The organism is Flavobacterium sp. B114r (genome assembly GCF_056824125.1).
Genome location: NZ_CP124858.1, coordinates 1,747,815 through 1,763,860, shown reverse-complemented (window position 1 = coordinate 1,763,860; position 16,046 = coordinate 1,747,815). Strand labels below are relative to the sequence as shown.

13 protein-coding genes are annotated in these 16,046 nt (G+C 34.1%); 6 read left to right on the top strand and 7 right to left on the bottom strand.

The window, feature by feature from the left end; translation table 11 throughout:
- Positions 1 to 82: 82 nt before the first annotated feature.
- Positions 83 to 526 (bottom strand): nucleoside deaminase, encoded by a 444-nt coding sequence (locus QLQ94_RS07780; RefSeq protein ID WP_271338136.1) that lies wholly within the window; start codon positions 524 to 526, stop codon positions 83 to 85.
- A gap of 132 nt (positions 527 to 658) precedes the next feature.
- Here QLQ94_RS07780 and QLQ94_RS07775 point away from each other — a divergent pair, with 132 nt between their 5' ends.
- From QLQ94_RS07775 to QLQ94_RS07765, 3 genes are all read left to right on the top strand, one after another.
- Positions 659 to 1,495 carry an energy transducer TonB gene (locus QLQ94_RS07775; protein WP_271338137.1) on the top strand — a complete coding sequence of 279 codons (837 nt, stop codon included), beginning with the start codon at positions 659 to 661 and terminating at the stop codon, positions 1,493 to 1,495.
- A gap of 66 nt (positions 1,496 to 1,561) precedes the next feature.
- On the top strand, positions 1,562 to 3,349 hold the full coding sequence (locus tag QLQ94_RS07770) for a 1-deoxy-D-xylulose-5-phosphate synthase (protein ID WP_271338138.1): 1,788 nt from the start codon (positions 1,562 to 1,564) through the stop codon (positions 3,347 to 3,349).
- 34 nt (positions 3,350 to 3,383) lie between these two features.
- On the top strand, positions 3,384 to 4,385 hold the full coding sequence (locus QLQ94_RS07765; protein WP_271338140.1) for a DUF3078 domain-containing protein: 1,002 nt from the start codon (positions 3,384 to 3,386) through the stop codon (positions 4,383 to 4,385).
- A gap of 88 nt (positions 4,386 to 4,473) precedes the next feature.
- On the opposite strand, the gene QLQ94_RS07760 is transcribed toward QLQ94_RS07765, so the two are convergent.
- Complete coding sequence (locus QLQ94_RS07760) at positions 4,474 to 5,820, bottom strand: deoxyguanosinetriphosphate triphosphohydrolase (RefSeq protein ID WP_271338142.1); 1,347 nt, start codon at positions 5,818 to 5,820, stop codon at positions 4,474 to 4,476.
- Between the two features lie 158 nt (positions 5,821 to 5,978).
- Positions 5,979 to 6,761, bottom strand: coding sequence for a pyruvate formate-lyase-activating protein (gene pflA, locus QLQ94_RS07755; RefSeq protein WP_482499459.1), 783 nt, complete (start codon positions 6,759 to 6,761; stop codon positions 5,979 to 5,981).
- Between the two features lie 264 nt (positions 6,762 to 7,025).
- Between pflA and QLQ94_RS07750 the strand changes: the two genes are divergently transcribed.
- A complete protein-coding gene (locus QLQ94_RS07750) occupies positions 7,026 to 7,211 on the top strand; it encodes a hypothetical protein (protein WP_271338146.1) in 186 nt (61 codons plus the stop codon).
- Positions 7,212 to 8,056: 845 nt separating this feature from the next.
- Here QLQ94_RS07750 and QLQ94_RS07745 read toward each other — a convergent pair.
- Complete coding sequence (locus QLQ94_RS07745; protein WP_271338543.1) at positions 8,057 to 8,659, bottom strand: outer membrane beta-barrel protein; 603 nt, start codon at positions 8,657 to 8,659, stop codon at positions 8,057 to 8,059.
- A gap of 210 nt (positions 8,660 to 8,869) precedes the next feature.
- Complete coding sequence (locus QLQ94_RS07740; protein WP_271338542.1) at positions 8,870 to 9,457, bottom strand: outer membrane beta-barrel protein; 588 nt, start codon at positions 9,455 to 9,457, stop codon at positions 8,870 to 8,872.
- 143 nt (positions 9,458 to 9,600) lie between these two features.
- Between QLQ94_RS07740 and gldA the strand changes: the two genes are divergently transcribed.
- Positions 9,601 to 10,497, top strand: a complete 897-nt coding sequence (gldA, locus tag QLQ94_RS07735) for a gliding motility-associated ABC transporter ATP-binding subunit GldA (RefSeq protein WP_271338541.1) — start codon at positions 9,601 to 9,603, stop codon at positions 10,495 to 10,497.
- Positions 10,498 to 11,011: 514 nt separating this feature from the next.
- Complete coding sequence (locus QLQ94_RS07730; protein WP_271338540.1) at positions 11,012 to 13,135, top strand: outer membrane beta-barrel family protein; 2,124 nt, start codon at positions 11,012 to 11,014, stop codon at positions 13,133 to 13,135.
- Positions 13,136 to 13,509: 374 nt separating this feature from the next.
- Here the strand turns inward: QLQ94_RS07730 and QLQ94_RS07725 are convergent, their stop codons facing one another.
- Together QLQ94_RS07725 and QLQ94_RS07720 are read right to left on the bottom strand one after the other, a co-directional pair.
- Positions 13,510 to 14,676, bottom strand: a complete 1,167-nt coding sequence (locus tag QLQ94_RS07725) for a PepSY-associated TM helix domain-containing protein (RefSeq protein WP_271338539.1) — start codon at positions 14,674 to 14,676, stop codon at positions 13,510 to 13,512.
- Between the two features lie 109 nt (positions 14,677 to 14,785).
- Entirely contained in the window at positions 14,786 to 15,997 is a 1,212-nt protein-coding gene (locus QLQ94_RS07720) for a DUF4374 domain-containing protein (RefSeq protein ID WP_271338538.1), read from the bottom strand.
- Positions 15,998 to 16,046 lie beyond the last annotated feature (49 nt).

Below are 16,046 nucleotides of genomic sequence, written 5' to 3'. Positions count from 1 at the left end.
AATAATTTAAGAGGAAAATTCTCCGAAGATAATTATTTAAATTCTTAAAGAGAAAATAAGGAGTTTATTAGATTTCATAATGTTATTTTCGTCTTTCTAAAAAGAAACGTTTCATTAAATCAGCAGCTTCATTCGCCATAATTCCAGCAACTACGGTAGTTTTAGGATGTAGTTTAGTACCCATGGTTATAAAACCACGTTGTTCGTCCCGGGCTCCAAAAACAATTTTCGAAATCTGACTCCAGTACAAAGCACCGGCACACATTTGACAAGGTTCGAGCGTAACGTAAAGTGTACAATCTTTAAGATATTTCCCGCCTAGAAAATTAGCTGCTGCTGTTATGGATTGCATTTCAGCATGCGCCGTAACATCATTGAGTAATTCAGTTAAATTATGACTGCTTGCAATTACTCTGTCTGCCACAACAATAATGGCTCCAACAGGAATTTCGCCTTTCTCAAAAGCTACCTCAGCTTCCTGCAAAGCCTTTTTCATAAAATATTCGTCGGTGAAGGGATTTATCATAGTTGCAAAAATAGGGATTTTTGAAATAAAACATCAACTACAACTTTGGGGCAATTTAAAAAAGCAATTGCCTCAAAAAAATGATTTATTTCATACTTATTTTTTATTATATTTAAATGCTGATATTCAAATATGGAAAGAAATTTTAAAATATCGATTCCCGAACCTTGTCAAGAAGACTGGAATAAAATGGAGCCAAAAGATAATGGTCGTTTTTGTTTAAGTTGTTCTAAAACTGTTGTGGACTTTACTTCAATATTGCCAAATGAAATTCAGCATTTTTTTATTCAAAATCAAAATAAGAAAATCTGCGGAAGATTTAAAAATGAACAATTAGAAACTATAATTATTCAAATACCAAGTCAGGTTTTATATACACAAACGAAGTATCATAAAATATTTTTACTGGCTTTATTTATTGCTATGGGAACTACTTTATTTAGCTGTGCGGATAAAGATGGGAACAAAAATAAGATTGATAAAATCGAAATTATTGACAATACCAAGCAAAATCAGGATGAAAGCGAGGCTCATTCTTCATGTTATGGACATGAGATCGAATCTAAAAAAGAAAAAACAAAAAAAAATAGAAGTGGGATTACAATAGGCGTTTTGCTTCCTGCTAATGCTATTGAAACAGGAAGTTTTAAGTATAATATTATATACAATTCAACTGATTTAGATGTTTTACCAGTTCCAGAAAATGGAATGAAAAAATTCTATGATTTTTTTAGCAAAAATTATATTGCTCCAAACAAACCAGAAAAATTTCAGGAAAAATTAAATATCTTATTTGTAGTCGAAGAAGATGGCAGTTTGAGTAATTTTAATATCCCCAAAAATACCCCAATAAAAATAGGAGAAGAAGCTATTAGAGTTTTGAGAAAAGCTCCAAACTGGATTCCCGGAAAACTAAAAAATAAAGTCGTTCGATCAACTTATGTTTTACCGATTACAGTTAAAAATTAAAATAGTACTAATTGAACCCTACGTACAAATTAAATTTAAAACCGTAAATTTGCTTTTTACCTTACAATGAAAAGCAATTTACTTTCAGACATACACAATCCCGCTGATTTACGCTTACTTTCTGAAGCGCAACTTCCTGAGGTAGCTCAGGAATTACGTGATTTTATTATCGATGTCGTTTCTGTAAAAGAAGGACATTTAGGCTCCAGTTTAGGTGTAATCGAATTGACAATCGCGTTGCATTATGTTTTTAACACTCCTGAAGATTTATTGGTTTGGGATGTTGGACATCAGGCGTACGGACATAAAATTTTGACTGAAAGAAGAGAAATTTTTCATACCAACAGACAAATTGATGGTATTTCTGGTTTTCCTAAAAGAAGCGAAAGTATTTACGATACTTTTGGCGTTGGGCATTCTTCTACTTCTATTTCGGCAGCACTGGGAATGGCAATTGCATCTCAATTAAAAGGTGATTTCGACAAGCAGCATATTGCAGTTATTGGCGATGCTTCTATTGCATCAGGAATGGCATTTGAAGGTTTGAATCATGCCGGTGTTACTGATGCTAACTTATTGGTGATCTTAAATGATAATGCTATTGGAATTGACCCAAGTGTTGGTGCACTTAAAAAATATCTTACTGCTGTAAAACAAGGAAAAAACCCGAGACAGAATAACATGATTAAGTCTCTGAATTTTGACTATTCAGGACCTATTGACGGTCATGATCTTCCAACTTTAATCAAAGAATTAAACCGTTTAAAAAAGATAAAAGGCCCTAAATTTCTTCATATTGTAACCACAAAAGGAAAAGGCCTTCAACAAGCTGAAGAAAATCAGGTAAAATACCATGCTCCAGGAAAATTCGATGCTTCGACCGGGGAAATTCATTTAAAATCTGAGGCCAATCTTCCTCCTAAATATCAGGATGTTTTTGGTTTGACTATTTTAGATCTGGCCAGAAAGAACAAAAAAATTATAGGAATTACTCCGGCTATGCCATCGGGTAGTTCTCTAAAGTTTATGATGGACGAAATTCCGGAACGTGCTTTTGATGTTGGGATTGCAGAGCAACACGCTGTAACGCTTGCTGCCGGAATGGCGACGCAAGGTATGATTGTGTATTGTACTATTTATTCGACTTTCCTGCAACGCGCCTACGATCAGGTGATTCATGATGTGGCACTACAAAATTTGCCGGTTATTTTTTGTTTAGACAGAGCTGGTTTGGTTGGTGAAGATGGCGCAACACACCACGGTGTTTTTGATATTGCTTATTTACGAGCGATTCCCAATATGATTATCTACGCACCAATTAACGAAATTGCGTTACAAAACATTTTATACACCGCTCAATTGGGCTTAAATCATCCCATCGCAATTCGATATCCAAGAGGTCGGGGAGTTTTACCAAATTGGGAAGTAGAAAATTTCGGACATTATCAAAAAATTATTATAGGACAGGCTAGCCAACTAAAATCCGGAACTAAAACGGCTGTTTTATCTACTGGAACCATTGGAAATAACGTGACTTTAGCACTTAGCGAATGTAACAATTCTGAAACAATTGCGCACTATGACTTTCCATTCATAAAACCCATAGATACCAACGTATTAACAACTATTTTTTCTAGTTTTGAGAACATAATTACGATCGAAGACGGCACAGTAAATGGTGGGTTTGGAAGTGCGATTCTGGAGTTTGCAGCCTCGCATAATTTTAAGAATAAAGTGACCATTTTGGGCATTCCTGATACGTTTATTGAACATGGTACTGTAAACCAATTACAACAATTATGCAAAATAGACGTTAAAAGTTTGATAAATCTTTTTTCTAACGGCACAAAATAATTATTTTGCACTACCAAAAAAAACTGAAATCATAATGAAATTATTGCGTTCTACCCTTTTGCTTTTATTGCTTTTGTGTACCTCACATAACTTTGCTCAAATCATACAAACGACTTTAGCTCCTAATGAAACACCTCCACCGCCTTCTAATTGGACTAAAAAAAATCAATTGGGATTTGACATTTCAGAAATTGCCTTTGTGAATTGGAGTGCAGGGGGAACAAGTTCGATTTCCGGTTTATTCAAAGGTGAATTTAACAGAACTTATGTAATAGGAAATCACAAATGGGTGAATGAACTTATTGTGAAATATGGTTTGAATAAACAGGACGGTACTGAACTTAGAAAAACAGATGACGCTCTTATGCTGAATTCTACTTATGGATTCAGAAAAGACACAGCTTCAAATTGGTATTATTCGGCTAAATTCAACTTCAATACGCAATTTACAAATGGGTACAACTACCCTAACAGAGACATTGCGATTTCGAAACCTTTTGCACCAGCGTATGTATTTTTAGGAGCAGGGGCAGAAAACTCAAATAAAAAGAAGAACAGAGTATTTTATTTCTCTCCTATTACTTTAAAGACTACTTTGGTATTAGATCAGGACTTAGCTAATCAGGGATCTTTTGGTGTTAAAAAAGCCATTTACGCTCCTGATCCGATGGATCCTAACAGCCAGATTTTAATTGAAAACGGACAGAAAATAAAAGCTGAATTTGGTATTTTATTGACCGGATATATGAAAAATGAAATTTATAAAAACATTTTTTATGAGAACAGACTGAGTTTATACACTGATTATCTTAACAAATTCGGGAATGTCGATATTGATTATGATACTCGTTTAGATCTTGTAGTTAATGCCTATGTAAAAGCAAACATTGGTATTCATTTGGTTTATGATGACGATATCAAAACTAAAAAAGATGTTATTGATCCAACAACGGGATCTACTTCTCAGGTAAATAACGGACCAAGAGCACAGCTAAGACAAGTTCTCGGTGTTGGTCTTGTATATGCTTTTCAATAATAAAAATAGCACTCTATACTAAACAAAAAAATAACACATAGAAACATCGTTTTTATGTGTTATTTTTTTTAGATCAAACAAAGTCGTTTTAATTCTTTTTTCGTCCGTTTATTGTTTCGAATAATTCTAGTGCATTTCCATCTGTTAGTAATGAAACATAATGGCAGATATGCAATAAACGTTCGTATAAATTATCTTTGTCTAACTGATGTTTTTCCGGCAACATTTTCAAAATCAGTTTATCGTAATTTGAAGCTGTTCCTTCGTATTTATTATTAAAAGCAGTTATAAATTTATCCAATAAAGTCTGGATGATTTGATAACCCACAATTTCTTTCTCGATAACCTCGCGGCTTTGATAGATTTTATCTACGCTTAAATTGATAATATCATTCATCTGAGCTTTGTATTTACTTTTATCTGTTAAGGCAAAAGGGAATTTTCCGGCAAGAATGGCTTCTTCGTTCTCAATAAATACATTTACAGCATCATTGATCAGAGTTCCTATTGCCAGAGCACGCAAATAACTGATTCTGTCTTCTTTTGTTGTTAAAGTTTTGTATTTCGCAACACCAATATTGTCTTTTACTAATTTGATTAAATATTCTAAAGCATAATCTTCAGATACCAAGCCTAGATTTATTCCGTCTTCAAAGTCGATAATTGTGTAGCAAATATCATCTGCAGCTTCTACTAAATAAGCTAAAGGATGTCTTTCAAAACCAATATCCTCTCCTGATTTATTGGTGATCATTCCCATATCTTTGGCTACTTCGCCAAAAAATGCCTTATCAGTCTGAAAGAAACCGTATTTTTTATCTGCAATTGCATTTGTTGGCTTTTTAGGCAAACTCTCTTTAGGATATTTCATAAAAGCACCTAAAGTGGCGTATGAAATTCGAAGCCCTCCTTCGATTCCTGGACGACTTGCTGTAAGAACCGAAAAACCGTTTGCGTTTCCTTCAAAATCAATTAAATCCTGCCATTCTTTGGCCGTTAACTGATCCTTGTATTTTAGTCCGTTTCCTATTGAGAAATATTCTCCAATTGCCTTTTCGCCAGAATGTCCAAAAGGCGGATTTCCAATATCGTGTGCCAAAGAAGCCGCAGCAACAATGGCCCCAAAATCATTCATATGATAACCGTGAACTTCTTTTAGATGCGGATATTTTTCTATTATTTTTTTTCCAACCAAACGTCCTAACGAACGTCCAACAACCGAAACTTCTAAACTATGGGTAAGTCTTGTATGTACAAAATCTGTTTTAGAAAGCGGAATAACCTGTGTTTTATCCTGTAGTGATCGAAATGCTGCCGAAAAGATAATTCTGTCATAATCTACCTCAAAACCCAGTCGGGTATCATCTTGTTCGACACGTAATCTCTTGCTCGTATCGCCTTGGCGTTTGAGTGATAAAAGTTGTTCCCAGTTCATTGTAATTTTAGATTGTAGATTAACTATTTTAGATTGATGATCTAAAACGTCAAAAATACATTTTATTTTAGGATTTTATCCAAACAAAATAGACTATCCCTGCATAATTAAAAGATAAATTTTTGAACATTCCTATTATTATTTTAAAACACAATGCTTTATTTGCGGATTACATTTTTAAAATATTTACCAAAAATAGTAAATGCTTCTGTTTTACTTTCTGCTGTTGGCGGTGCAGTATCTTTTAGTAAATACGGCATATTTAGTAATTCCCATTTTTGTGATCCTAATTGATGAAAAGGAATAATTTCAACACGTTCAACAGTTTTATAATGGATAAAATGTTGTCCCCATTCTTCCAGATATTCAGGTTGATCTGTCCAGCCGGGAACTAAAACATATCTTAACCACATTGGTTTTCCGGTAGATTCTCTATAGGCAGCAACTTCTAAGGTATTTTTATTGGTTAAACCGGTTAATTTGTGATGTATCTCGTCATTAATATGCTTTACATCCAACAATAAAAGATCTGTATTATCAAAAAGTTCCTGTGCCTGATGATTATTTAGTCTTCCGTTGGTGTCCAGACATGTATTAATGCCTTGTTCCTGCAGTAATTTAAAAAAATGAAGTAGTTTGTTTCTTTGAAGCAAAGGTTCTCCGCCGGAAACTGTAACTCCTCCGGTTTTACCAAAATAACTTTTCTGAAGAACAGCTCTTTTTACCAATTCTTCTATTTCGACCAAAGAACCTCCTTTGACATCTAGTGTATCTGGATTCTGACAATACAAACACCTAAACTGACATCCTTGTACAAATACTACCATCCTGATTCCTGGCCCGTCATGAGTACCAAATGTTTCAAGAGAATGTATTCTTAAATGATCGGGATCATCAATATTCAATTTTGCGGCTTCAATATCTTGTAATTGAAAATACATAGTTTCTTAAATGAAATTTAAATAATAATAACACGCTTGGTATAATTGTTTTTAACACATAGAAACATAGCTTTTTGTTTGCTTAAAAAAGGCGTTTCACTTATTTGAAACACACATAAGCTATCTATGTAAAAGAAATGAGGTAATTAACGCATGATACTAAGAAAGGAAATGTAGAAAACTTTAAAGGACATCCATTAATATAGAAACGTATCAAAATCAAATAATAAACAAAGGCGACTTAAAGAAGATGTCAAGCAATATTTGAAAGTTGGAGACACCGTAAAATATCACTATTTAGTAGCCAATGTACCTTATGCTAAACGTAATTTTAAAATTGAAAATACAGATGCCGATAACACAAAAGTTAAACGAACATTAAAAAAAACATCTCAGATAGGTATCGATGTAAAAGAAGTATTAATCAAAAGTGGAATTAACACGATATAAGCAGTTGTTAATTATGAATTTAATGACAAAGAAAAAACCTCTATTACTTATACAGAAATTTTTGAGGTTAATGTGAATTAAACAAGAATCAAATTAAAGCGCTTTTCATAAGAGCCATAAAATCGGATAGGAGCCTAGGGATTAATTCCCTAGGCGACCTTCCACACCACCCGGCATACGGATCCGTACCAAGGCGGTTCTTAATTTACGATACATTTTAAGATAGATACCTAACCTAAAGTACTTCCGTGAGGTTGTTTTCAGTTATCCCAATAAAGGTCTGCACTCCCTGGTAGCTGTCGGATTCCGTCCTATCCTTTCCAAGGTAGTTATCAAATTACTTGATATTTTCTGCATTCGTGCCTTCATAGGTAACATTCATTTACTACTCACTTAATTAAGTTCAGTCCTTCGGTACTCATTTACAGTACCTACTATGACCTCTGCTGACTTCTTATAGCAATTGTTATCCATAAGTGCTTTTCTTAAAAAAAAACTCCCCCTATGTCTATAAGACCTCCCCAGGTAAGAACGACAACTTTCCTCTCATATACCTGCTATATTTACCATGATGTTTCCGTACAGTTTTGGACTTCAGTTTGTGTTGCAACCTTATCCAAACATCTTTGGCCTTTTATATAGTTTCTGTTCGTCAGGTCAAGAGTTTGCCTACTGCTTCCTTCAGATTCCACCTCGCGATGGACACCCTTGCATTCAGCTAACACTTCCCACTGTAAAGGCGTGTTCGGGACTTACACCCTAGAGTTATCGCCCATGCTGGGCACACAACAAAAAAAGCATCCGCGGCGGCGGATGCTTTTTTGCAATAGAATATCTAGCTAATACTAGAAGTTTTTAGAAACTCCAATATTAACTGTTTTTCCAAAATTGAAATAGAATGTGCGAACATTAGTATCACTAGTATCAAAGCTTAATGTTTCATACCCTAAACCACCAATACTAAAGTTTAGGCCAAAACCTTTTTTCATATTAATAAAAAGAGACGGAGTTATTCCGGCATATATACCGTCTGCTTTACTAGTTGAAACAAGCGCCCCAGTATTATAACTTTTGTCTTTTTGATTCTGGAAACCAACTCCCAAATCGGCAAATACTGAAAAAGTTTCACTCAAAGGAATGGTATAACGCAAAAATGCTCCCACTTTTAAAGTATTAAATTTTGATTCTGATTCTCCTAAATTATTATTTAGTAAAGAAAGTGAAGATTTTGATGAAGACAATCCAAATTCAACACCAACTGTCCAGTTATCATGAAACTGATAACCCACTTTTGGAGAAAAACTAAATAAATTTGATTTTCTGCTCTCGACTTCCTGATCAATATTTTCAGAGGAATAACCAATATTTCCGCCCACTAAAACAGTTCCCTTTTGGGCATTTGCAAAGCTAAACATAGCCAATGCAAGAATAAGTAGCATTTTTTTCATATGTAATATGTGTTTAAATTTTACTTAAACACAACAACTAAAATACCAGTATCGAACTGCAACACATTTATTAACAATTTGTTAAAACAATCACCCTCAACGAAACAAGTCAAAAACAATGACTTAACTTCTGTATACAAAATAGTTTAAAACAAAAAAAGCATCCGCCGCGGCGGATGCTTTTTCGAAATTGAAATATATTTCTAAAACTTAGAAATTCTTTGAAATCCCTACAGAAAATGCTTTTCCGAAAGTGAAATTAAAGTTTTTAACGTTATCTCCGTTTCCGTTATTTCCGTCATAATTTAAGTTATTATAACCTAAACCTCCAATATTGAAGTTTAAACCAAATCCTTTATTAACATTGATGAAAATTGCCGGCGTAACTCCAACATAAAATCCGTCTCCTTTATTAATAGTAGAAGTATTCCCAACAGTATTCGTTATTTTTCTGTCTTGGTAACCAACTCCTAAATCAGCATAAGCAGAAAAAGTTTGATTTAAAGGCATAGAATAACGTAAAAAACCACCTAATGAGAAATTATTTACTTTGTTCTCCGTATTACCAAATTCTCTTTTTGTAGTTCCAACACCTGCCTCGATACCTGCAGTCCAGTTTTGGTGAAATTGGTATCCTACTTTAGGAGCAAAACCAAAAGAATTCGCTTTAGTTTCAGAACCTGAATTTGATACATTTTGAGAATTGTACTCAATACTTCCCATTACTAAAATAGACCCTTTTTGAGCATTTGCAAAGCTTACCATAGCCAATGCAAGAACGACTAACATTTTTTTCATTGTGATATTTATTAATTTTAATAGTCCTTTAACAATAAAGATGCCACTGTTTACTGAGAATTCAATTTTAAATTCAATTCTTTGAAAGACAAAATTTAGTAATCAAAACTATTTCTGTTTACTTTTGTAGCAAATAAAAAGTCATGTCGATAGAAGTAAACAACATATCAAAAAGTTACGGAACTCAGAAAGCACTAAATTCGATTTCGTTCTCGATTCAAAAAGGCGAAATTGTTGGATTTCTTGGTCCAAACGGAGCAGGAAAATCTACCCTGATGAAAATTTTGACTACGTATTTACTTGCAGATGGCGGCTCGGCCCTTGTAAATGGTCATGATGTCATGACGGATACCAAGGCGGTTCAACGTTCTATTGGCTATTTACCGGAACATAATCCATTGTATCTTGATTTGTATGTTCGTGAGTATTTGGCTTTTAATGCCGATGTTTATAAGGTTCCTAAATTAAGAATCGAAGAAGTTATTGAACTGACAGGACTGTCAGCCGAAAGTCATAAAAAAATAGGGCAATTGTCTAAAGGATATCGCCAGCGTGTGGGACTTGCCAATGCTTTATTGCATAATCCTGATGTTTTGATCCTGGATGAGCCAACTACTGGGCTCGACCCGAATCAGTTAATGGAAATTCGAAATGTAATTAAAAACGTGGGAAAAGATAAAACGGTTTTTTTATCTACTCATATTATGCAGGAAGTCGAAGCGATTTGCGATCGTGTCATTATTATTGACAAAGGACAAATTGTTGCCGATAAAAAACTGGATCATTTGGTATCTGAAAACAAAGAACAAGTAATCGAAGTAGAATTTGATTATCAGATCGAAGAACAACTGTTAGCAAGGCTGGAAAACATTACTTCATACAAAAATATCCACGATATGACTTGGGAATTGACATTTGTTGCCGAAAAAGATATGCGTCCTGCAATTTTTGACTTTGCAAATGCAAATGGCTTAAAAACATTACAACTCAATCAGAAAAATAAAAATCTGGAAGCTGTTTTTAGAGAAATTACTAAGTAAGTTTTCAGTTTACGGTCTCAGTTTACGGTCTCAGTTTACATCAAAAGCCAATTCTTTTTATTTAAAAGAATTGGCTTTTTGTGTTAAATATTGTTTAGTATCCCTCCTTTTCCTTAAAACCTCAGCACCTTATTTTCTTAGGGTTTTCGCCCCAATTACACTGTTTGTCTACAATTTATTCTTTTTTCGCCATATCACGAATCCTTAATTATCAACTATTTAGGTTTTTCGTTGTAAATTTTAACTATATTTATTTAGACTTAATATAAATAGTGTTATATTTGAAAACTGAAACTTCAAAAATACCACTCTAATGTTCTCTATACTCAGCCTTATCAAAATCAAATTTCATAAGCTATTTAAAGGCCTGGCACATGTTCGAAAAATATTTTCTGATAAACTGGAACAAATTGTTTTAAAGTAGAGATTCTATTTAAAACCTTGACGATTGTATTGATTCTTTTCTATTTAAAATCACATTAAAACCCTTACTCCAAAAACAAATCCACATATCATGAAGAATTTTATAACATCTCTTATGCTTGCCTTTTCGGTCTACGGTTACTCGCAGACAGAAAAAGAAACTGATAGTATTGTCGAAACTTCGATTAATGCATTAGACGAGATTGTAATTACAAAAAAGAAAGTTTTATATACTCAAAAATCAGATCGATTGGTTTTTAATGTAGAAAATAGCATTGTGTCTGAAGGCGGAACAGCATTAGATGTTTTATCCCGTGCTCCGGGCGTTGTAGTCTCTCAGGATGGCGAATTATCGATTCGCGGACAACAAGGTGTTGGCGTAATGATCAACGGCAAATTGACGCAGCTTTCGCAAAAGGAACTTGCTAATTATTTAAAATCAACAACCTCATCAAACATCAAACAAATCGAGGTAATTACGAATCCGTCTTCTAAATATGATGCAACGGGAAAAGCCGGAATTATCAATATTATTTTAAAGAAACCAAATGCGGGCGGGCTTAAAGGAACTGTTTTTACCAATTACGGAAGAGGCAGAAAAAACAGAACCAACTCCGGTGCCAACTTAAGCTACAATAAAGATAAATTTGGCGTTTACGGAAACTACAGCTATACTTTTAGGGGTGAAGAAGAACGCAAAGAATTCAACCAGAATCAATATACTGATGCAACCCGTCAAACGCTTTTGACAAATAATCATCAAACTTCAACTACGGATGAGCCACTGACTTCTAACAATTTTAAAATAGGAACTACTTATGAAGTTTTTGCTAAAACCAATTTAGAATTTTATGTTGATGCAAAATTGGGACGCTATCAAAATATTGCCAATGGTAGAAATACTTTAATAAATGCTATGGATCAGGTACAATTTGATGCCGCGACTTATAATGACAGCAAAGAGAAATGGAATGATTATACATATGCTTTTTCCGGAGTTCATAAATTTAATACCGAGGGAAAAAATATGTCTTTTGATTTTGAATATGAAACTTCAAAATTCAGATCGAATCAGTTTCAGAGTGCAAAGAATATAGATCCTCTAAGCACAAATAATATTAATGACAGGAGAGGTTTTATTCCGTCTCAATTAAAAGTTTTTACAGGAAAAGTTGATTTTACAAATCCGCTTAACGAAAAACAATCTGTTGAATGGGGTTTTAAAGCCAGCGTAAAGAACAATGACAATCCATCTGTTTACGAATACAATGACAACAACCAATGGATTGTTGACCTTAATTCGACCAATCATTTTGAATATAAGGAACAAATTTATGCGGCTTATGCCAATTATAAATACCAAATGGAAAAGTTCAATATTCAGGCTGGTTTACGTTCTGAATATACTGCGATAAATATTTTACAAAAAACGCTGAATGAAGAACATAAGGACGATTATCTAAAATGGTTTCCGAGTGTTTCTATGAAGTATGAATTGAGCAGCAATCATTCGATGCATGCTTCCTACAGCAAAAGAATCAACAGACCAAGCCAGTTCGATCTGAACCCGTTTCGTTTTTATGATGATTCGTTTAACTACTCTCAGGGAAATCCAAATTTAGTTCCTGAGATCACACATTCGGCAGAAATTGGCTATGCCTGGAAAAGTGCCTTTATGGCGTCGTTGTATTTCAGCAAGACCAAAGATATATTTACTGAGGTCTATGTCTATAATCCGGATAACAATACTACGGTAACTTCTCAAATAAATGTTGACAAATCGTATAATTACGGAGTTAACATCACCAATACTGCCGAAATTTATAAATGGTGGTCTGTAAATACACTTTTCAATATTTTCGAAAATAAATTTATGGGCAATGTGGTTAATACAGACAAAATTGAACCAATTGTTACTTTGAATCTTAGCGTGCAAAACTCCTTTACAATCACAGAAAGCTGGAAAGCCGAAGCAAACGCGCAGTACCAATCAAAATCAAATCTTGGTATTTATCAAAGAGATCCATTTTTTGATTTCAGTATCGGGATCTCAAAACAAGTACTAGCTAAAAAAGGCAACATCAAACTTAATATTACTGACATTTTTAACACTAATAATTTCCATATCAATTCGGTTATTGCACAAACAAGCATCGATAAAAGATATGATCTTGATAATCGTATTGCAACAATAGCCTTTACTTATAGAATCTAATATTTTGAATCTTTAGTTTCCCCTTGTTTTTGTTTTTTTTTTGATGGAATAGAGCCTGTTGTAGTTAGCAGGCTCTTTCTGTTTTAATAAATTTAACCCATGTTAGTGAACATGGGCCGCGGATGACACGGATTTAAATGGGTTTACACTGTTTTTATGTTATTGGTTTATACACAATATTGTCAGACTGAGCGAAGTCGAAGTCCCGCAAAGTGATGCAGCATGTGGGACTTCGCTGAGTCTGACAATCATATTAGTTTTGAATTGATACTTTCCCCTTTACTTTTTAAACCCAAAAAAGTCTTTTGAAGAAGATTACTTCTCACAAAAGACTTTTAAACTAACTAACAATAACAAGTAAAATAGATCCCAAATTAAACTCTGGGTTTCTGCTTTTTCTTTCTGCCCCACCAGATATAAAAACCCGTAATAGGCAAACTGGCACAAATTAAACTAGCCGCAAAATAAATAATCTTTGTTGGCCATCCTCCTATCGCACCAATATGTAGGCTGTAATTAGAACGCATTAACCAATTTGAGAAACGTTCATCTCCAATATATTTATGAGACTTTGGGAGTAGCTCGAGTGTTTTAGCATCAAAGTATAAATCTCTCCAAACGCCTTTATTCATATCTGTACAGGCATAAATATCTTCTTGAGGATCATCCGGAAAATGAATGATTACGGCTTCCTTATTCTCTGTAGCAATTTCTGTTCGAACTTTTTTCCATATAAAATCAGCAGCAGCCAATTTATCTAATTGTTGCCGGGATAAAGTATCTTTTTTAACGGCAATGACTTGCTCCTTTTTCTCTTTTTCGTCTGCCCAGCCACCACTGATCCAGTACGTGCTTTCTCTTAGCCAATGAAAACTCATCAACATTCCTGTAAAAGCAATAAGCATTGCTAAGATCAGCGTATAAAATCCCATAACATTATGCAAATCATAGTTCAGACGTTTGAACTTCGCATCCCATTTTATTTTAAAACTAGTATTTCTGGTGGTTTTGTTCCACTTTTTAGGAAACCAAAGTATCAAGCCGCTTATCAATAAAAAGAAGAAAATAAAAGTTGCCCAGGCTGTAATTTGTGATCCTATATTGCGCTCCAGCCAAAGATTGCGATGCCCTTCATCCATAATATGAAAGAAATCTTCATGATCCACCATTCCGGTAATTTTGCCGTTATACGGATTTACATAAATCAACGAATCCGATTCTATATCGACCTTAATTGATTTATCTAAACCATTATACCAAACTCCATGAATTTCTTTATTGGGTAATGCTTTATGAACAGCTGCATAGATTTTTGAAGGTGGCAATAATTTATCCGGACTTTGGGCTTCGACACTTAAATACGGCGATGTCAATTCTTTGATCTCGTGTTCGAAAACCAAGACACAACCGGTAATTCCCATAATGACCACGATTATTCCTGACGCTAATCCTAGCCACAAATGCAGCCAGGCATTAATTTTACTAAAACGGGATTTTCCTTTATTAGGTGGTTTACTGGTACGACTTTTAAAAATATTCATTGTAATTGTAATTTTGGAAAGTAATGCTTTTTAGACAGGCAACAAAAATTAAAAAAAATGGCTTGGGCATTAATTAAATAATACCTCAAGCCATAAAAAATATAGTTACTTAGAAAGTAAGTTTAGCAATTGCAGGCAAGTAAAGACCTTCTTTGATAAGTGCTCCGGCTTTTGCTGTACCAGTTGCAATATCTATTTGATAAACACGAGCTTCTTTACCTGTTACAAAACTTTTGTATGCTTTTCCGTTTTCTACATACATACTTCCTAACCCAAAAAATTCATCTCCACCGTGATCAGGTAAATCTGTAACTGGTATGATTGTTTTTGCTGCCAGATCAAGAATTGCAGATTTAAAGATTGTTTGTGTACTTAAGAAACTGTAATAAGTATCTTTAGTATCAACAGAATTAGGAATATAAGAAATAAAAACTTTTTCTCCTCCTAATGGGTATGCAGCAAGAACTTTTCCTTTTAGAGTACTTGATTCAATATCAAAAAAGTAACCCGGATCAAACTTAGCATCTCCTTTTTTGATACGTAAAACTCCAGAAGAAACAGCTGTTGGCGGATAACCACCTGCGTTCGCATTAGAAGAAAAAGTATAGATGTCTCCTGACTCTGTCTGAACAATTCCTGTATTGGTATAATAAAGCCCAATTGCATTTGTTCTGGCGTCTTTTATTGTAGTTACATATTCTAAAGAAGGATATTTGTAAACTCGTACTGTAGCGTCAGATGATAAAATTTTATTTGTCCCGTCCGTAACATCCTTGATATATACCGGAACAAAAAGCTTATCTCCTGAAACCGCAGCTCCTGTTGGCCAGTATAACACTTTTTTATTTTCAGGAGATACTACAAAATCATTAAACTTACGAGCATCTATAGAAATTGTATTTGGATTGTAAATCATCAATTCATAATCAGATGAACTACCATCCCAGGTTGCTCCAATATTGATCATTTTTTTGTCATCAGTATACCCAACAGCATATGAGGATTCGAAAGCAAGTTTACCGCCCTGCACCAATTTTCCTGCGCTATTAAGATGAAATGAAACTGATCCTTCATCTTCTGTACTTAAGGCAAAAAAAGTATTATTTGCAGGAAAACAACTTCCTCCTTGCTCAATTCCCACACCTTTTGCACTGATTTCTCCGGTCATTAACTTATCTATAGAATTAAAATCTAAGATGTACTGAGTGTAATCGTCTAGCCAATATGAAGCAATATATTTAGAATTAGTTGTAGTTGGTTCTTCTTTTGTTGCATTATCATCACTGCTACAAGAAAAAGTAGTTAATGCTAATATTGCCAACGCAAAGCATTTTTGAAATTTGTTTGTAAACATCATTATATGTATTAAG